General features: G+C 63.7%; 15 protein-coding genes and 1 tRNA gene. 8 read left to right on the top strand and 8 right to left on the bottom strand.

What is annotated here, in order from left to right:
* Nucleotides 1-32: 32 nt before the first annotated feature.
* The 4 genes from recJ to AKG11_RS10650 all read right to left on the bottom strand — a co-directional run bounded on the left by recJ (nt 33) and on the right by AKG11_RS10650 (nt 5,268).
* Nucleotides 33-1,835 carry a single-stranded-DNA-specific exonuclease RecJ gene (recJ, locus tag AKG11_RS10665; RefSeq protein WP_050744032.1) on the bottom strand — a complete coding sequence of 601 codons (1,803 nt, stop codon included), beginning with the start codon at nt 1,833-1,835 and terminating at the stop codon, nt 33-35.
* A gap of 312 nt (nt 1,836-2,147) precedes the next feature.
* Nucleotides 2,148-3,470 (bottom strand): homoserine dehydrogenase, encoded by a 1,323-nt coding sequence (locus AKG11_RS10660; RefSeq protein ID WP_050744031.1) that lies wholly within the window; start codon nt 3,468-3,470, stop codon nt 2,148-2,150.
* Between the two features lie 58 nt (nt 3,471-3,528).
* Complete coding sequence (locus AKG11_RS10655; protein ID WP_023511915.1) at nt 3,529-4,749, bottom strand: LL-diaminopimelate aminotransferase; 1,221 nt, start codon at nt 4,747-4,749, stop codon at nt 3,529-3,531.
* Nucleotides 4,750-4,923: 174 nt separating this feature from the next.
* Nucleotides 4,924-5,268, bottom strand: coding sequence for an SHOCT domain-containing protein (locus AKG11_RS10650; protein ID WP_023511916.1), 345 nt, complete (start codon nt 5,266-5,268; stop codon nt 4,924-4,926).
* Between the two features lie 125 nt (nt 5,269-5,393).
* On the opposite strand from AKG11_RS10650, the gene AKG11_RS10645 reads away from it, so the two are divergent.
* From AKG11_RS10645 to AKG11_RS10615, 7 genes are all read left to right on the top strand, one after another.
* On the top strand, nt 5,394-7,250 hold the full coding sequence (locus tag AKG11_RS10645; protein WP_050743876.1) for a PHA/PHB synthase family protein: 1,857 nt from the start codon (nt 5,394-5,396) through the stop codon (nt 7,248-7,250).
* Nucleotides 7,251-7,263: 13 nt separating this feature from the next.
* The gene (gene sfsA, locus AKG11_RS10640) at nt 7,264-7,983 is read left to right on the top strand and encodes a DNA/RNA nuclease SfsA (protein ID WP_050743875.1); all 720 of its coding nucleotides are present in this window, start codon (nt 7,264-7,266) and stop codon (nt 7,981-7,983) included.
* A 30-nt stretch (nt 7,984-8,013) separates the two neighbouring features.
* The gene (gene map, locus AKG11_RS10635; RefSeq protein WP_023511919.1) at nt 8,014-8,841 is read left to right on the top strand and encodes a type I methionyl aminopeptidase; all 828 of its coding nucleotides are present in this window, start codon (nt 8,014-8,016) and stop codon (nt 8,839-8,841) included.
* 7 nt (nt 8,842-8,848) lie between these two features.
* A complete protein-coding gene (radC, locus tag AKG11_RS10630) occupies nt 8,849-9,679 on the top strand; it encodes a RadC family protein (RefSeq protein WP_082342399.1) in 831 nt (276 codons plus the stop codon).
* A 183-nt stretch (nt 9,680-9,862) separates the two neighbouring features.
* Nucleotides 9,863-11,269, top strand: coding sequence for a Si-specific NAD(P)(+) transhydrogenase (gene sthA, locus AKG11_RS10625; protein WP_023511921.1), 1,407 nt, complete (start codon nt 9,863-9,865; stop codon nt 11,267-11,269).
* 90 nt (nt 11,270-11,359) lie between these two features.
* Complete coding sequence (locus AKG11_RS10620) at nt 11,360-12,205, top strand: endonuclease/exonuclease/phosphatase family protein (RefSeq protein WP_050743874.1); 846 nt, start codon at nt 11,360-11,362, stop codon at nt 12,203-12,205.
* 69 nt (nt 12,206-12,274) lie between these two features.
* On the top strand, nt 12,275-12,955 hold the full coding sequence (locus AKG11_RS10615; RefSeq protein WP_050743873.1) for a DUF2268 domain-containing putative Zn-dependent protease: 681 nt from the start codon (nt 12,275-12,277) through the stop codon (nt 12,953-12,955).
* Between the two features lie 70 nt (nt 12,956-13,025).
* Here the strand turns inward: AKG11_RS10615 and tig are convergent, their stop codons facing one another.
* From tig to AKG11_RS10595, 4 genes are all read right to left on the bottom strand, one after another.
* Nucleotides 13,026-14,501, bottom strand: coding sequence for a trigger factor (gene tig, locus AKG11_RS10610; protein ID WP_050743872.1), 1,476 nt, complete (start codon nt 14,499-14,501; stop codon nt 13,026-13,028).
* Between the two features lie 281 nt (nt 14,502-14,782).
* Nucleotides 14,783-14,867 (bottom strand) — tRNA-Leu (locus AKG11_RS10605).
* 126 nt (nt 14,868-14,993) lie between these two features.
* The gene (locus AKG11_RS10600) at nt 14,994-15,584 is read right to left on the bottom strand and encodes a GDYXXLXY domain-containing protein (protein ID WP_050743871.1); all 591 of its coding nucleotides are present in this window, start codon (nt 15,582-15,584) and stop codon (nt 14,994-14,996) included.
* A 3-nt stretch (nt 15,585-15,587) separates the two neighbouring features.
* Nucleotides 15,588-16,691, bottom strand: a complete 1,104-nt coding sequence (locus tag AKG11_RS10595) for a DUF2157 domain-containing protein (RefSeq protein WP_050743870.1) — start codon at nt 16,689-16,691, stop codon at nt 15,588-15,590.
* A gap of 1,105 nt (nt 16,692-17,796) precedes the next feature.
* Here AKG11_RS10595 and AKG11_RS33680 point away from each other — a divergent pair.
* Entirely contained in the window at nt 17,797-17,940 is a 144-nt protein-coding gene (locus AKG11_RS33680; protein ID WP_024270460.1) for a DUF1127 domain-containing protein, read from the top strand.
* Nucleotides 17,941-18,045: the final 105 nt, after the last annotated feature.

The following is an 18,045-nucleotide window of genomic DNA, read 5'->3' as shown; positions in this document are numbered from 1 at the left end:
CTCTCCCGTTCATCTTCCGGAATAACGTTGTTTCAGAATGCCTTTGCGGCATCGAGAACACGGAACTGCATGCGCCGGCTGCCCTGCCAGCTGTCGGCGGAAAGCGTGCCGGCGAGATGCACCGCCTGGCCGCGCTGCTTCATCAGGAAAAGACCGAGATCGGCTTCCGCCGCGCGGAAGGCCATGGCACTGAGCCGGCCACCGTCGGGACCTTCGAGTTCGAGACGCAGGTGATTGACGCCGACGGGCCTGATGTCGCGTACGCGGTGCGCAGGCAGCGCGAAGATCGGCTGCGGATGCCCCGAACCGAACGGGCCGGCCTGCTCCAGCTGGTCGGCAAGCGCCAGCGTCGCACCGCTTGCGCTCAACGCACCGTCGATCTTCAGCGTTTCCACGGCCACCAGATCGCGCACGGTGCGCTCGGCGCGCTCCTCGAAGAAGCCGCGCAGGCGGCCGAGATTCGACCGCTCCACCGTCAGCCCCGCCGCCATGGCATGGCCGCCCCCCTTGACGAGAAGGCCCTCGTCGACGGCGGCGCGCACCATGCGGCCGAGATCGAAGCCGCTGATCGAGCGGCCGGAGCCGGTGCCTTTACCCGAGGGATCGAAGGCGATGGCGAAGGCGGGTCGGCGGAAGCGATCCTTGAGGCGCGAGGCGAGCAGGCCGACGACGCCCGGATGCCAGCCCTCGCGGGCCGTCAGGATGACGGAGGCGCCTTCACCGGTGCCGTATTCCGCCTGTGCCTCGGCCTCCGCCTCGGCCAGCATGGCGGCCTCCATGGCCTGGCGCTCGCGGTTGAGGTCGTCGAGCTGCTTGGCGATTCGCTCTGCCTCGCCCGGTTCGTCGATCGTCAGGAGGCGGCTGCCGAGCGCTGCATCGCCGATACGCCCGCCGGCATTGATGCGCGGGCCGACGAGGAAGCCGAGATGGTACGGCGTCACCGGCCCGCCGATGCCCGCCTGCTTCAGGAGCGCCGTCAGGCCGGCATTGCCGAGATGACGTGCCGCGACGAGGCCCTTGACCACATAGGCGCGGTTGAGCCCCTTCAGCGGCACCACGTCACAGACGGTGGAGAGCGCCACGAGATCGAGCATGGCGAGCAGATCGAAGGTTTTCGCCCGCCCGTCGCCCCTTTCCCGCAGGACGCGCTGCAGGGCGACCAGGACGAGAAAGACCACGCCGGCGGCCGACAGATGCCCCTGCCCCGACAAATCATCCTCGCGGTTCGGATTGACCAGCGCATGGGCCGGCGGCAGCGCCTCGCCCACCTGGTGGTGGTCGATGACGACCACGTCGATGCCGCGCTCCTTCGCGACAGCCAGCGACTCGTGGCTGGTCGAGCCGCAGTCGACCGTGACGATAAGCTCTGCACCACGCTCGATAAGCTGGGCGATGGCATTGGGGTTGGGGCCGTAACCTTCGAAGATGCGGTCGGGAATGTAGATTTCCGCCTGCACGCCGAAATGCGCGAGGAAACGATAGAGGAGCGCCGAGGACGACGCGCCGTCGACGTCGTAGTCGCCGAAGATCGCGACGCGCTGACGCTTTTCGATGGCGCGCGCCAGCCGTTCGGTGGCCGCCTCGCAGTCCATCAGGCTGTAGGGTTCGGGCATCAGGCGGCGCAGCGTCGGGTCGAGGAATTCCAGGGCACCTTCGAAGGGCACGCCCCGCCCCGCCAGAACGCGCGCGATGAGATCCGGCAGGCCGTGGCTCTGGCTCATCGCCAGCGCCCGGTTCTCGCCCGCCTGATCAAGCCGCGCCACCCAGCGCTGGCCGGTCACCGAGCGTTCGACATTCAGGAAGGCCCGGCTGACGGGGTCGGCGTTTTCCAGCATGCTCATGGCGGCTCCGGCAACGAGAGCTTTTCCGCTTTTCCCCGAATCGCGAAAACGCTCTATCTCCTTGTTTTGCCGCATTTCCGGACGCAAAATCGCTTCGCACTTTTGCTGGAAATGCTCTACACTGCAGACAAAGTCGCGAAGACCTCTCCCTCGAACGCCTCTCGTCCTTCATCCTCGGGCTTACCCCGAGGAACCACCGTCGCGGGTGACGCATAGATCCTCGACCCAGGGCCGAGGACGACGAAGGTGGGCGTGGCGAGGTTCATCGATCCCTTGATACCACGCCACGCCGAAGAAACGAAAAGATCAGGTCGTCTTCGGCCGCTCGATGCGGATCACCTGCGGTTCGCCGACAAGGTACCCCTCGCCCTTGATGGAAGCGACCGCCTTGCGGACGGAATCCTCCATCGTCGCATGGGTGACGAGGATGATCGTCTTCGGGTCAGTGGTCTCGGCGCTCGCCTGGGCGCGCTGCACGATGGATTCCAGCGAGATGCCGTTCTCCGCCATGTGCTTGGCGATGCTGGCGAAGACGCCGGTGCGGTCTTCCACCGAAAGGCGGATGAAATAGCCGCCGTGGTGCTTGCGGATCTGCGCGCGCTTGTAGGGGGAGAGAGAGGCGGCCGGGCGGCCGAGCGCCGGCACGGTCTGCCCACCCGGACGGCTCTTGGCGATGTCGGCGATGTCGCCGAGCACGGCCGAGGCCGTCGCGTTGCCGCCGGCGCCGGGGCCGACCATCAGGAGTTCGCCGAGAATGTCCGATTCGATCGCAACGGCATTCGTTACGCCGTCCACTTGCGCGATGACGCTGTCGAGCGGCACCATGGTCGGGTGCACGCGCTGTTCGACGCCCGTATCCGTCTTCTGTGCGACGCCGAGCAGCTTGATGCGGTAGCCGAGGTCGGCGGCGGCACGGATGTCGTCGATGGAGATGTTGGTGATGCCTTCGAGATAGATGTCGTCGGCCGCAATCTTCGTGCCGAAGGCGAGCGTCGTGAGGATCGACAGCTTGTGCGCCGTGTCGTTGCCCTCGATGTCGAAGGCGGGATCGGCTTCGGCATAGCCGAGACGCTGGGCTTCCTTGAGGCAAGCCTCGAAGGAAAGGCCTTCCTTCTCCATCTTGGTCAGGATGTAGTTGCAGGTGCCGTTCATGATGCCGTAGACGCGCGAGATCGTGTTGCCCGTCAGGGATTCACGCAGCGCCTTGATAACAGGGATGCCGCCGGCGACAGCCGCCTCGTAGTTGAGGATGGCACCGTTCTTTTCCGCGATGCCGGCGAGCTCCACGCCATGGGCGGCGAGCAGCGCCTTGTTGGCCGTCACGACATGCACGCCGCGCGAAAGCGCCGCCTTGACGGCGGCACGGGCCGGATCGCCGGAGCCGCCCATCAGTTCCACGAAGACGTCGATCCTGGCCTCGCGGGCGAGCGCGACCGGATCGTCGAACCATTCGGCTGCCGAAAGATCGACGCCGCGGTCGCGGCCCTTCGAGCGGGCGGTCACGGCGACGATCTCGATCGGCCGGCCGCACGTTGTCGTGAGCATGTCCCTGCGTTCGACGAGAATCTTCGCGAGCGAGGCACCAACGGTCCCCAAGCCCGCAATGCCGATCTTCAGGGCATCAGCCATGGTCATGTCCTAACGTTTTGGAAGAAGGCCCTCCGCAGATGCGCGGAGGGCGGATTTTTCAGCGATGGGCGTTCAGCGAGATGACGTTGTGCATCGTCTCGTCCGCCGTGGAGAGGAACTTCTTGATGTTGCGCGCCGCCTGGCGGATGCGGTGCTCGTTCTCGACCAGCGCGAGGCGGACGTAATCGTCGCCCTGCTCGCCGAAGCCGATGCCCGGTGCGACGGCGACGTCCGCCTTCTCGACGAGCAGCTTGGAGAATTCCAGCGAGCCGAGGTGGCGGAACTTTTCCGGGATCTTCGCCCAGGCGAACATGGTGGCCGCCGGCGGCGGCACGTCGAAGCCGGCCTTGCCGAAGGTATCGACCATCACGTCGCGGCGGCGCTTGTAGACGTTGCGCACTTCCGCGATGTCGGCGCCGTCGCCGTTCAGCGCATGGGTCGCAGCGACCTGGATTGGCGTGAAGGCACCGTAGTCTAGGTAGGACTTGACGCGGGTCAGCGCAGCGATCAGCCGCTCGTTGCCGACGGCAAAGCCCATGCGCCAGCCGGGCATGGAGAAGGTCTTCGACATGGAGGTGAACTCCACCGTCACGTCGATCGCGCCGGGCACTTCCAGAACGGACGGCGGCGGCGCGTTGTCGTCGAAGTAGATTTCCGAATAGGCAAGGTCGGAGAGCACGATGATGTCGTGCTTCTTCGCGAATGCGATGACGTCCTTGTAGAAATCGAGCGTGGCGACATGCGCCGTCGGGTTCGACGGATAGTTGATGATGAGAGCAAGCGGCTTGGGGATCGAGTGGCGCACGGCGCGCTCGAGCGGCGGGAAGAAACTTTCGTCCGGCTCGACCGACATGGACCGGATCACGCCGCCGGCCATCAGGAAGCCGAAGGCATGGATCGGATAGGTCGGATTCGGGCAGAGGATGACGTCGCCGGGCGCGGTGATCGCCTGCGCCATGTTGGCAAAGCCTTCCTTGGAGCCGAGGGTCGCGACGACCTGCGTTTCCGGATTCAGCTTCACGCCGAAGCGACGGGCGTAATAGGCGGCCTGGGCACGGCGCAGGCCGGGAATGCCCTTGGACGAAGAATAGCGATGGGTGCGCGGGTCCTGGACCACTTCGCAGAGCTTGTCGACAATCGCCTTGGGCGTCGGCAGATCGGGGTTTCCCATGCCAAGGTCGATGATATCGGCGCCACCCGCTCGCGCGCTTGCTTTCAAACGGTTGACCTGTTCGAAAACATACGGCGGCAGACGCCGGACCTTGTGAAACTCTTCCATCTTTAACCCCGTTAGGCACGGAGCCCCTCCGGCGGCTTTGCCGGACGGCGTAAAACTCCGTGCGAATCAAGAAATCGGATACGGACGAAAGCGTTCGAAATGAAGGCACTCCGCCCGGCCGACGACCAACTGGCCGTCATCCGCTTTGCTGCCAAACGGCAAGAAACGCAAGCGCTAATTCGTCTTCTCGATTTCGGAAAGCGTCGCCTTGCCGTGACCGTCGCGCAGCGCCTGCAACTCGGCAAGCTTGCGGCGGTATTCGGCTTCCGAAATCGCGCCCGAACGGCGACGACTGGAGAGTGCCGTCAGGCGTGCGCTGTAGCTGGCGGCTTCCTCGTCGCTCATCTGCTGCGTCTCGGCGCTGACGATCGCCGTGATATCAGGGTAGACATCGGCCCGGTTCGCGCCGGCATTTACCGTCGCGGTCGATCCGGTCTCGCTCGAGGCACAGGAAGCGAGCGCCACCGTGGCGGCAGCCATGAGGAGAGCGGCGCGCAAGCGCCTGATTTCGAACGCCATGTGGCTGTATGCTCCTGTCGAAACGACCGGTTCCCGATAATGCCGTATGCGGCTGTCAGGCCCTTGTAATCTGTTTCGTAGAGAATGTAAAAATACAAAAGTAACAATAAAATCGGGAGGGAACCATGGCCGATGAACGCAAGGCGAATGAACGCGATGCGGCCGGAAACAAGCCCGGTTTCCAGCCCTTCGACCCCGCGACGATCGAGCCCTACATCGTCAAGGATCCCGAGGCGCTGACGGTCAACTTCGCGCGCACCGTCGAACAGCTCGGCAAGGCCGCCTCCGCCTGGCTCGCCCCGCGCGAAAGCGGCGAGAAGGTCGACACGGTTTCCGAGCCGATGGTCGACATGGTGAAGACCCTCTCCAAAGTCTCCGAATACTGGCTGACGGACCCGCGCCGCACGCTGGAGGCGCAGACGCTGCTGCTCGGCAGCTATTTCAACATCTGGTCGCGCACGCTGGGGCGCCTTTCCGGCGACGAGCAGGATGCGGCACCCGATCCGCATGGCAAGGACAAACGCTTTGCCGATGAGGACTGGGTGAAGAACCCGTTTTTCGATTTTCTGCGCCAGGCCTATTTCGTGACCTCCGACTGGGCGGAGAAGCTCGTCGCCGATGCCGAAGGCCTCGACGAGCACACGCGCCACAAGGCGGGCTTCTATGTGAGACAGATCGCCAGCGCGATCTCGCCGACGAACTTCGTCACCACCAATCCGCAACTCTACCGCGAGACGGTCGCCTCGAACGGCGCGAACCTTGTGCGCGGCATGAAGATGCTGGCCGAGGACATCGCCGCCGGCCGCGGCGACCTGAAGCTGCGCCAGACCGACACGAGCAAGTTCGCTATCGGCCAGAACATGGCGCTGACGCCGGGCAAGGTGCTGGCGCAGAGCGACGTCTGCCAGGTCATCCAGTACGACGCAACGACGGACAGGGTGCTGAAGCGCCCGCTTCTCATCTGCCCGCCCTGGATCAACAAGTTCTACATCCTCGACCTCAACCCGGCAAAATCCTTCATCAAGTGGGCCGTGGACCAGGGTCACACGGTCTTCGTCATCTCCTGGGTGAACCCGGATGAACGGCATGCGGCCAAGGACTGGGAATCCTACGCCCGTGAGGGCGTCGGCTTCGCGCTCGACACGATCAAACAGGCGACCGGCGAGGACGAGGTAAACGCCATCGGCTATTGCGTTGGCGGCACGCTGCTCGCGGCGACGCTCGCCCTGCACGGCCAGGAAGGCGACAAACGCATCCGCACGGCGACGCTCTTCACCACGCAGGTCGATTTCACCCATGCCGGCGACCTGAAGGTCTTCGCCGACGAGGAGCAGATCGACCTCATCGAGCGCGGAATGAAGGCGACCGGCTATCTCGACGGCTCGAAGATGGCGACCGCCTTCAACATGCTGCGTGCCTCCGAGCTGATCTGGCCGTACTTCGTCAACAACTACCTGAAGGGCCAGGATCCGATGCCCTTCGACCTGCTCTACTGGAATTCAGATTCCACGCGAATGCCCGCCGCCAACCATTCGTTTTATCTGAGGAATTGCTATCTCAACAACACCCTCAGCAAGGGCGAGATGCAGCTCGCCGGCAAAAAGCTGTCGCTGAAGGACGTCAAGATTCCGATCTACAACCTCGCCACCAAGGAGGACCATATCGCGCCGGCGAAATCCGTCTTCGTCGGCAGCAAGTTCTTTGGCGGCAAGGTGACCTATGTGATGGCCGGCTCCGGCCACATCGCCGGCGTCGTCAACCCGCCGGACAAGATGAAATACCAGTACTGGACAGGCGGGCCGGTGAAGGGCGAGTTCGAGGACTGGGTGGAAAAGGCGAAGGAGGCACCGGGCTCCTGGTGGCCGCACTGGCACGACTGGATCAAGGCGGAGGACGATCGCATGGTGCCGGCACGCAAGACCGGCGGCACGATGAACTCGATCGAGGAAGCCCCCGGCTCCTATGTGCGCGTGCGCGCCTGATCGCCGAACCGCCATGAAATTCGATCCACCGCTCGTTTCCGGCACTCTCGTGCAGCGCTACAAGCGCTTCCTGTTCGACGCCATCCTCGACGATGGATCGGCGATAACAGGCTCCTGCCCCAACACCGGCTCGATGCGCGGCCTGACGGCGCCCGGTTCGCGCATCTGGATGTCGGAGAGCGACAGCCCGACGCGCAAGCACCGCCACCGGCTGGAACTGGTGGAGGCCGACGACACCGTCGTCGGCATCAATACAGGCCTGCCGAACCGGCTGGCGGAGGAAGCGATCCACGCCGGTCTCGTTTCCGATCTCGGCAGCTATCCCGTTCTTGAACGGGAGAAGAAATACGGCCGCAACTCACGCATCGACATCCTGCTCTCCGGGCCGGACCGGCCGCTTGCCTATGTCGAGGTGAAAAACGTGCATTTCCGTCGCACCGCCGGCCTTGCCGAATTCCCCGACACGGTGACCGAACGCGGCGCAAAACATCTCGAAGAACTCGGCGACATGGCCGAGGCCGGCTGCCGCGCGGTCATGCTTTATCTCATCCAGCGGGAGGATTGTTTGCGGTTCCGCATCTGCGCCGATCTCGACCCCGCCTATGCGGCCGGGTTCCGCCGGGCGATTTCTCGCGGCGTCGAGGCCTATGCGGTCAAATGCGCCGTTACATCCCAGCAAATCCGGCCTGTGGCATCGATCACCATGGACGAACCCGGTATGGCTGTTTTATGAACATGCGGAAAGACTAGCGAGAGTTCGACCATGGTGACCTATATCGACGCGTCCTCCGCGCCGCTGAAGAACACGGGCGTGATCCGCCTCTACGATGCAGAAGCCTTTGCCGGCATGCGCAAGGCCTGCCAGCTGACAGCGCGCTGCCTCGATGCACTCTATCCGCTGGTCAAGCCCGGAGTCGCGACCGACGCCATCGACCGCTTCGTGTTCGAATTCGGCATGGACCACGGCGCCCTGCCCGCGACGCTGAACTACCGCGGCTACACCAAGTCGAGCTGCACCTCGATCAACCACGTCGTCTGTCACGGCATTCCGAACGACAAGCCGCTGCGCGAGGGCGACGTCGTCAATATCGACGTCACCTTCATCCTCGATGGCTGGCATGGCGATTCGAGCCGCATGTATCCGGTCGGCGAGATCAAGCGCGCCGCCGAGCGCCTGCTTGAAGTGACGCATGAATGCCTGATGCGCGGCATCGCCGCCGTCAGGCCCGGGGCGCGCACCGGCGCCATCGGCGAGGCGATCCAGGCCCATGCGGAGGCCGAGCGCTGCTCGGTGGTGCGCGATTTCTGCGGCCACGGCGTCGGCCGCCTCTTCCACGATGCACCGAACATCCTGCATTACGGCCGCGCCAACGAGGGGCCGGAAATGCGGGAAGGCATGATCTTCACCATCGAGCCGATGATCAATCTCGGCCGGCCGCATGTGAAGGTGCTGTCCGACGGCTGGACGGCGGTGACACGCGACCGCTCGCTCTCCGCCCAGTACGAACACACGGTGGGCGTCACGGCCGACGGCTGCGAGATCTTCACGCTTTCGCCCGGCGGCCTCGACCGCCCCGGCCTTTCCGCCTAAGGCCGCCATGACAGGATCGCGCGGCCGAACGGACAAGACCTCCCCCGCCGAGACGGGCAACGATCCGACGACCGCCGACGATCTTTTCGACACCCTCGACGAGCGGGGCCACTTCTTCGAGCGCCCCGCCCGCACGACGCCCGCCAAGGCGATTCCCCCCGCCGAAGACAAGCACTACCACGGCCATCGCGAGCGGCTTCGCCTGCGCTTCCGCGACAGCGGCGACGGCGCGCTGGCCGATTACGAGATCCTCGAACTCCTCCTCTTTCGCCTCATCCCCCGGCGCGACACCAAACCGGTGGCAAAAGCCCTGCTCGAGCGGTTCGGCACGCTTGCCGGCGTCTTCGGCGCCACACCGGCGCTGCTGCAGGAAGTGAAGGGCATCGGCGAGGCGGTGGCGCTGGATCTGAAACTCGTCTCCGCCGTCGCCCAGCGCACGCTGAAGAGCGAGATCCGCAACAAGACCGTGCTCGCCTCCTGGTCTTCGGTCATCCAATATTGCCACGCCGCCATGGCGCACGAGCCGCGCGAGCAGTTCCGCATCCTCTTCCTCGACAAGCGCAACACGCTGATCGCCGACGAGGTGCAGGGCCACGGCACGGTGGACCACACGCCGGTCTATCCGCGCGAGGTGGTGCGGCGTGCACTGGAACTGTCGTCCACGGCGATCATCCTCGTCCACAACCACCCGTCCGGCGACCCGACGCCGTCGCGGGCGGACATCGATATGACGAAGACGATCGTGGAGACCGCTCGGCCGCTTGGTATCACGGTGCATGACCACATCATCATCGGCAAGGACGGGCATGCCAGCCTGAAGGGGCTGAGGCTGATCTGAAATCAAGGGGCGCACCCTGCGGGGAAGCGCCGAATCGCGTTACAAAACAACGAAATCGGGTGAGCGTTCCTTCATCCGATTGAAACGGTTTGCTGCCACATTCGATTGACGAAAACTTGCACGGCGAAGACAATTGCTGCGTCGCAATATGATTCTTCCCGCAAAAGGCTGGGGCCATCTCACATGCAGGAATATGATCTCGTCGTCGTGGGCAGCGGCCCCGCAGGCCGCCGCGGCGCCATCCAGGCAGCCAAGCTCGGACGCAAGGTCCTTGTCATCGAACAGGGAAAACGTGTCGGCGGCGTTTCGGTGCACACCGGCACGATTCCCTCCAAGACGCTGCGCGAGACGGCGCTGAACCTCTCCGGCTGGCGCGAGCGCGGCTTCTACGGCCGCGCCTACCGCGTCAAGCAGGAGATCAGCGCGGACGACCTGCGCCGCCGCCTGCTGATCACGCTTGATCATGAGGTGGAGGTTCTGGAGCACCAGTTCGCCCGCAACCGCGTGCAGCACATCCGCGGCAAGGCGAAGTTCGTGACGGCGGATACGATGGAGATCGCCAAGGACGACGGCGAGACCATCCACGTCCAGGCCAAGAGCATCATGCTGGCCGTCGGCACGAAGCCGTACCGTCCCGAGAGCATCCCCTTCGACGGCGTCAGCGTTCTCGACAGTGACGAATTGCTCGACATCAAGGAATTGCCGCGCTCCATGGCCGTCATCGGCGCGGGCGTCATCGGCATCGAATATGCCACGATCTTCTCCGCGCTCGACACGCAGGTCACCGTCATCGACCCGAAGCCGACGATCCTCGATTTCATCGACAGGGAAATCGTCGAAGAGTTCATCCACGATCTGCGCGACCGCAACATGAAGCTCATCCTCGGCCAGAAGGCCGACAAGGTGGAAAAGCTCGACAACGGCAAGTGCGAGATCACGCTGGACAACGGCCGCCGCGTCACCTGCGACATGGTGCTCTATGCCGCCGGACGCGTCGGCGCGACCGACAGCCTCAACCTGCCGGCTGCCGGCCTGACGGCCGATTCGCGCGGCCGCCTCAGCGTGAACCCGGAAACTTTCCAGACCGACGTGCCGCATATCTACGCCGCCGGCGACGTCGTCGGCTTCCCGTCGCTCGCCTCGACCTCCATGGAACAGGGCCGCATCGCCGCCCGTGTCGCCGTCGGCGCCATCGCCAAGGAGCCGCCGAAATATTTCCCCTACGGGATCTATGCCGTGCCGGAAATCTCCACCTGCGGCCTCACCGAGGAAGAGGTGAAGGAGCGCGGCATTCCCTATGAATGCGGCATGGCCCGTTTCCGCGAGACCTCGCGCGGCCATATCATGGGACTCAATTCCGGTCTCTTGAAGATGATCTTCTCGCTGAAGACGCGCCGCCTGCTCGGCGTTCACATCGTTGGCGAAGGCGCGACGGAGCTCGTCCATATCGGCCAGGCTGTGCTCAACCTGAAAGGCACCGTCGAATATTTCGTCGAGAACACCTTCAACTATCCGACCCTCGCCGAAGCCTACAAGATCGCCGGCCTCGACGCCTGGAACCGCATGGGCGACCTGTCGCAGGCTGGTTGATCTTTCGCAGGCGAACAAGGCAGGTCTGACCACCGAGCGGACAGGCCAGTTGCGCCCAGAATCGCAAAACACGCGGGAGGAGGAGCGCGCGTGAAGATCCTGTCGCTGAACGTCTGGGGCGGGATGCTGCATGCGCCGCTCCTTGCCTATCTCGCGGATGTCGATGCCGACGTCTATTGCCTGCAGGAGGTGCCGCGCGCCATCGCCGCGCGCTCGGCCTTTCTGACCTATCGCGACGGCGCAGTGGAACTCCAGCAGCGCGCCAATCTCTACCGCGACATCGCCGCCGCCCTGCCCGGCCATGACGGTTTCTTCGCGCCGGCCATGCGCGGCGAGCTGATGGACGGCGCCCATCCCTGCTGGCAGGAATTCGGCCTCGCCACCTTCGTCCGGCAAGATGTCTCCGTGATCGGCCAGGCGCTCGATTTCGTGCACGGCGCGTTCTCCCCGCACGCTTTCGGCCCGCATCCGCGTCCCCGCAATGCCCACGCCTTGCGCCTCTACGACTATGCCGCGGACCGCGCACTCACCGTCGTGCAGCTCCACGGCCTGCGGACCGTCGACGGCAAGGGCGACACCCCGGAGCGTGACGCGCAGGCCGGCGCCCTGATCGCCCTTGTCCAGCGTTTGCACCGCCCGGACGAAGGCCTCGTCCTCTGTGGCGACCTCAACCTTCTGCCGGAGAGCAGGACGTTTGGGGCCCTCTCCCGCCTCGGTCTGGCCGATCTCGTCACGACCCGTGGCTTCACGGACACGCGGACGTCGCACTACACGAAACCCGGCCGCTACGCCGACTACATGCTGGTGAATGCGACGGTGCCAGTCGCCGGATTTGCCGTCGTCGAATCACCGGAAGTGTCGGATCACCGGGCACTGCTTCTGACGCTCGGCCAGGGCGCGTCCTCCACGCACGCGGAACGAGCGCCGCGCCACTGACAGTTTTCTCTTTCCGCGTCCCCTTCCTTCTGCAAACATTGCACCGCATGGCATGAGCGGGGAGACGGCATGAACCTGACACTTCATTTGCTGGAGGCGGAGGGCTCTCTTTCCGCCTGGCGCGATACGCTTCGCTTACAGACGATCGACATCGGCAGACGGATAGCCGCCCGCGTGCCCGCCGATCTCTGCCGCCATCCGGTGGATATTCTCGTACAGAACTTTCCCGAGGGCACGATCCCGGAAATGGCGATGGGCGGGTCCTGCTTCCGGCGTGGCCTCGTGACGATCAGTCTGGCACCGGACAACCCAGCCTTCGAAGCGCATGTCGCTGGCGGGGTTTTCCAGCAGATGCTGGCGCATGAGCTGCACCACGCCATGCGCTGGAACGCCTGCGGCTATGGGGAAACACTCGGCGAGGCGATCACGTCGGAAGGATTGGCAGATGCCTTTGCCGAGATGCTGACCGGCCTTGCTCCACCGCCCTGGACCGCGGCGCTCGATCATGAGCAGCTTCCCAGCACCCTCGCCCAGGCGAACACGGAACTCGAAAATCCCTATTATGACCATGCCGAATGGTTCTTCGGGGCCGGTGCGGTGCCACGCTGGGCCGGCTACACCCTCGGCTACCGGCTGGCACGGCTTTGCCATGAGCGAGATCCCGATCAGGTGCGGTCGGGCTTCATCGATATGCCCGCTTCTGCGGTTCTTTCCGGCTGGCCGCTGCTCGCATCCATCGAGAACGCATAAAAAATCGCCCGCGGCCAGAGCCGCGGGCGACGAACAGTGTCAGATCAGGCCGTCGTGGCCCTATCCCAAATTATTCGGCCTCGCCTTCAGCGGCCTTCTTCTTGGCCGGGGCCTTCTTCTTCGGAGCGGCGTCTTCGCCTTCCGCAGCGTCGGCCTTGGCAGCAGCCTTCTTCTTCGGCGCAGCCTTCTTGGTTTCCTTTTCGGAACCCTCTTCGTCGTCTGCCATCAGCTCGTCCTTGGAGACGGTCTTGTCCGTCACCTTGATCTCGCCGAGCAGGTGATCAACGACCTTCTCTTCGAAGATCGGCGCGCGCAGCGAAGCGGCGGCGCCCGGGGTCTTCTGGAAGTATTCGAGGATCTGCTTTTCCTGGCCCGGGAACTGGCGGAGCTGCTGGTAAAGCGACTGCTGCATTTCCTCGTCGCTGACCTGGACGCCGGCCTTTTCACCGATTTCCGAGAGAACGAGGCCGAGGCGGACGCGGCGTTCGGCAAGCTTGCGGTATTCTTCGCGGGCAGCCTCTTCCGTCGTGTCTTCGTCAGCGAAGGTCTTGCCGGACTGCTGGAGGTCCGTGTTGATCTGGCGCCAGATGTTTTCAAATTCGGCTTCGACCAGACGTTCCGGCGTATCGAACTTGTACATCTCGTCGAGCTGGTCGAGGATCTGACGCTTGACCTTCTGGCGGGTGACCGAGCCATACTGGCTTTCGATCTGGCCGCGAACGATTTCGCGCAGCTTGTCGGCCGATTCGAGGCCGAGCGTCTTGGCGAGGTCGTCGTTGATCTCGACGTCGGCGGGAGCGGCGACATCCTTGACCTTGATGTCGAAGGTGGCTTCCTTGCCGGCGAGGTTTGCGGCCGGGTAGTCGGCCGGGAAGGTGACCGTGATGACCTTCTCTTCGCCAGCCTTCAGGCCGACGAGCTGCTCTTCGAAGCCGGGGATGAAGCGGTTGGAGCCGAGAACGAGTTCTGCGTCCTCGTCCTTGCCGCCGTCGAAGGCTTCGCCGTCGACCTTGCCGAGATAGTCGATCGTGACGCGGTCGCCATTGGCGGCCTTGCCCTTCTTGGTCTCGTAGGTGCGGGCGCTTTCGGCGATCTTGAGGATCTGCTCGTCAACCTCGGACGCGTCGACCTCGACGACTTCGCGCGTAACGGCGATGCCGGAATTGTCCTTCAGGGCGATTGCCGGGATCACTTCATAGGACAGCGTGAATTCGAAATCGGCCTGACCGGCGAGGATCTTCTCCGCTTCAGCCTGGTCTTCGGTCATCGCGATTTCCGGCTGCGTCGCAGACTTTTCGCCGCGCTCGGAAAGGATGGCCGACGGACGGTCGCGGACGATCTCGTTGACGAGTTCGGCCATGATGGACTTGCCGTACATCTTCTTGAGATGCGCGAAGGGCACCTTGCCCGGACGGAAGCCGTTGATGCGGACACGGCCCTTGGCGTCTTCAAGACGCTCGTTCATCTGAGCTTCCATGTCCTTGGCCGGGATGACGACCTTGATTTCGCGCTTCAGCCCTTCAGCGAGCGTTTCGATAACCTGCATGTTCAAACCTTCATTTCGAGTTGGCGATGCTCAAACCGGCCTGCCGGTTATGGCGAGCACCCCGCCGGTCCATTTGCCGGCAGTGGCTTTACTGAATTCGGTGGCCTTTTGGCAAGCAAAATGGCGCTCTCGACAGCGCCGCGCGCCATTTACGGCGCGCAAAGGACGCTGTCGCACTCTAGAATCTACGACACAATTCCTTAAATCGCTGTCGATCTAAGGAATTGTGTCGCTGTGCTCCACGTCACGCGGAAACCTCCTGTCTCCGCGTTTGGTGGCTCTGGTGCGGGTAGAGAGACTTGAACTCCCACGCCTTGCGGCACCAGAACCTAAATCTGGCGTGTCTACCAATTTCACCATACCCGCGTCTCAGAAACCGCTTTGCCACGGGCAGCGCAGCTGCGCACCGTGGCGCCTTCCGAGCGCGGCGTCTCTATATCACCCGTTTCCGGAGGATCAAAGGAAAAATGCGGGAGCTTCCGGGCACTCCCATCAATAGAGCGGTTCGTCATAGATTGGCTCACCGCGAAGGATCAGCCGGGCGATCTGCGGCGTGCCGTCCGCGGAGACGCGGGCCTCCACCTCCAGCTCCTCCAGGTTGCGGGCATCCTCCAGCACCCTGCCCTCGCCCTCCGGCACATAATAGCGCTCGAGGCCATAGCTCACGAAGAGGGTGTCGGGCAGGCTGCCGTCGCCGGCGGAATAGTAATCGAAGGGCAGCGTGCGCAGGATGACGCTGCCCTCTTCCGGCGCAAGATCACCGAAGCGCGCCTCGTTCGCCGTCCACAGGCCGTCCGCGCCGGGCTTCAAGCGCACGGCGAGGCGTACACGGCCGCTCGCCTTCGGCACATCGCCGGTGACGATCGCCTTGGGGATGGTCGAGATCGGGTAGGACAGGATAACATAGTCGCCGCGCAGGAGATCACGCGGATCGACCGGCAGCGTCTTCAGCTTGATATCGGCGCCGCTGCGCAGGATCGACGCGCGGCTTTCGACCATGTAGCCGAGCACGGCCGTCTGCAACGCGGCGGCAAGGATACCGGCGACGAGCGGCGGCATGCGGAGAAAACGGGAAAGGGTCATGGGTCAGGCCTCCGCCTTCGTTTCAGCCTTGGAAAAGCGCCGCTCCAGCACGATCACCGCCCAGGCGATCAGCGCCACCACGAGGCCGGACACCAGGAAGAAGCCGGATGTGCCGATGATCGAGCCGATCGTTTCGGAGGCCAGATAGAGCGTCTCGGCGGCAAAGGTCGCATAGCCGAGGTAGCGCACCGCGCCGTTCTCCTTGCCGGACAGCGCAATGCCGGCAATGGCGGCCGCGAGCGTGATGATGCCGAGGAACAGGCGGTTCGCCATATTGTCGAATTCGGCATGCAGCACGAGAAGGCCGACCACCAGCACCAGATAGGAATAGAAGGCGGGCGCAGCACCGGCGCTGCGGGCAAACGCATGCAGCGGCGATTGTGGCACGGCGGCGAGGAGATAGGCGATCGCGCCGAAGCCGGCGATCGCGATGGCGGTCTCGGGCGTCTCGTATTCGCTATAGATGAAGGCAAGCCAGGCGACGAGCAGCAGATAGGCGAGATGCCGCACCCGCGCCGCGCCGGTATAGCGCACCAAGAGGATGACGATGACCGCCATCAACGGCATCAGCCAGAGCAGCACCGTCTCGTCGACATTGTAGGACGACGTCCAGTCGGCGCCGGAAACGACGAAGGCAAGGACACCGGCAATGGCCGTGACCGCACCCGAGCGGAAGAGCGCGGCAGCCACGACCGCCCCTGAGAACCAGACGAGCATCGCCTGGAACGTATCGCCGGAAAGATGATACATCTGGCCGACGAGGGCGATCGCGCCGCCGAAGGCGAGCGTGCCGAAGACGAGGAAGGCGGAAGCCAGCCGCTCCGCGCCGCGGGTGATCAGCACCGCGCCGGCAATATAGGCACCCCAGATCAGCCCGACGATGCCGACGAGCCGGACGAGCCGCGGGATCGCCTCCCAGTTGGCCGCGACGAGCAGCAGCACCGCGGCCGAAACGAGCAGCGCCGCGATGATCATCAAAACCCGGCCGAGGCTGAAGGAACTGGGGCGGGAATCGTATTCCTGCAGCAGGCGCCCGGCCGTCGGGGCATCGAGCAAGCCCTGTGCCGTCCAGTGTTTGAGGTCGCGCTCCAACCTGCCCCTGTACATCCGTTCCTGCTCCGTTCGAAAATGCCTGCGGTTCGCGCCGATTCCGGCGTTGTCAACAGGAACGATACAGGGCCGCTGGAAATTCGCAATCGGAGCAAAAATCCGAAAAAAGAGCATTTATTCGACACTTCTGCCCTTGAAGACGGGCTCGGCACCACCAAGATTAACGGGAAATAAAGAAAGGCCTGATAAAATTAGCCTCAACAGGTCGATTGGACCGGTGGTTTCGGACATGCAGTTGGCGCATATCATCCATGCTCATATTGCACTGCACAAAATCAACGGTCGAGGCTATAGTTCAGACATCGGATCAGAAGCGATCCAGCCCGCAAATCAAGGCGCCGCGTAACGTAGGGCGACAGAGGAACGGGAAAGGCGGACTGGTCGAACGCCCGGCATGATGCCGACCGACCCGAGCCCTGGAAACGGGGATCGACATAGAATTCGGAACGACGCACTCCTCCTCCCAGTGTCGTTTCGATACGATTGGCAACACTCCTCCTCCCAGTTGCCAATCACTCATAGTGACGCCCGCTGGACCTCCTCCCCCAGCGGGCGTTATTGTTTGCGCCAGACGCATGCGCAGCCGCGCCAAAGCGGCCAAACACCTCGACACGATCGACCACTCCGCTCAAAATCCGGGCAGAAAATCCTGCTGCACGATCACAGGCATGCACCACATGCATTGGTGCCATTCCCATCCTGCGCTTCAACGCAAGGCTCGAACGGCCTATATCATTCCCATCGGTCGGGCGGCGATCTCCTCCTCCCAACGTCCCCGACAGGATTGGCGGCCCTCCCTCCTCCTCCCAGGCTGCCAATCGATATCAGCAAAGCCCGCCGGATCTCCTCCCCCGGCGGGTTTTGTTTTTTTGCACCGCACCCAACCTCTGACGCATAGCGATCTTAACCTTTGTGGCCAAAAGCCGGAAATTTGGCCAGAATTTTGCCGAAATTTCCGCTTGACATGCTCAAAACGCATAGGTGCCGTGCTGTAACAGCGCTGTTCTTTTCGGCGGCGCAGCGTATATTCCAATTCATCAGATCGGGGCGGCGCCAAGGACGAGCGGCCGCCCAGTAGGAAGCCCAAGAAAGGGGTAAGAACATGAACCTGGCACGCTCTTTCAACAACTGGCGCAAGTACCGTCAGACCGTCAACGAACTCGGCCGCATGTCGGACCGGGAACTCCGCGACCTCGGCATCGGCCGCAGCGATATTCCGTACATCGCTCGCAAGGCTGCCAACTAAGCCGAACGACCGTTAGCGGTCCTGTTTCGAACGCCCTCAGGCTTCCCGCCTGGGGGCGTTTTTGTTTGCCTGTCTTTTTGCGCCGCACAATGTCGCAATCTTCCC

The sequence above is a fragment of the Shinella sp. SUS2 genome, from assembly GCF_001262505.1.
Classification (GTDB): domain Bacteria; phylum Pseudomonadota; class Alphaproteobacteria; order Rhizobiales; family Rhizobiaceae; genus Shinella.
This window is presented reverse-complemented; position numbering and strand designations above follow the sequence as displayed.

Coding starts and splice junctions, on each gene's coding strand:
- recJ (WP_050744032.1), bottom strand. CDS start 1,835: ATGCTGGAAAACGCCGACCCCGTCAGCCGGGCCTTCCTGAATGTCGAA.
- AKG11_RS10660 (WP_050744031.1), bottom strand. CDS start 3,470: ATGGCTGATGCCCTGAAGATCGGCATTGCGGGCTTGGGGACCGTTGGT.
- AKG11_RS10655 (WP_023511915.1), bottom strand. CDS start 4,749: ATGGAAGAGTTTCACAAGGTCCGGCGTCTGCCGCCGTATGTTTTCGAA.
- AKG11_RS10650 (WP_023511916.1), bottom strand. CDS start 5,268: ATGGCGTTCGAAATCAGGCGCTTGCGCGCCGCTCTCCTCATGGCTGCC.
- AKG11_RS10645 (WP_050743876.1), top strand. CDS start 5,394: ATGGCCGATGAACGCAAGGCGAATGAACGCGATGCGGCCGGAAACAAG.
- sfsA (WP_050743875.1), top strand. CDS start 7,264: ATGAAATTCGATCCACCGCTCGTTTCCGGCACTCTCGTGCAGCGCTAC.
- map (WP_023511919.1), top strand. CDS start 8,014: ATGGTGACCTATATCGACGCGTCCTCCGCGCCGCTGAAGAACACGGGC.
- radC (WP_082342399.1), top strand. CDS start 8,849: ATGACAGGATCGCGCGGCCGAACGGACAAGACCTCCCCCGCCGAGACG.
- sthA (WP_023511921.1), top strand. CDS start 9,863: ATGCAGGAATATGATCTCGTCGTCGTGGGCAGCGGCCCCGCAGGCCGC.
- AKG11_RS10615 (WP_050743873.1), top strand. CDS start 12,275: ATGAACCTGACACTTCATTTGCTGGAGGCGGAGGGCTCTCTTTCCGCC.
- tig (WP_050743872.1), bottom strand. CDS start 14,501: ATGCAGGTTATCGAAACGCTCGCTGAAGGGCTGAAGCGCGAAATCAAG.
- AKG11_RS10600 (WP_050743871.1), bottom strand. CDS start 15,584: ATGACCCTTTCCCGTTTTCTCCGCATGCCGCCGCTCGTCGCCGGTATC.
- AKG11_RS10595 (WP_050743870.1), bottom strand. CDS start 16,691: ATGTACAGGGGCAGGTTGGAGCGCGACCTCAAACACTGGACGGCACAG.
- AKG11_RS33680 (WP_024270460.1), top strand. CDS start 17,797: ATGAACCTGGCACGCTCTTTCAACAACTGGCGCAAGTACCGTCAGACC.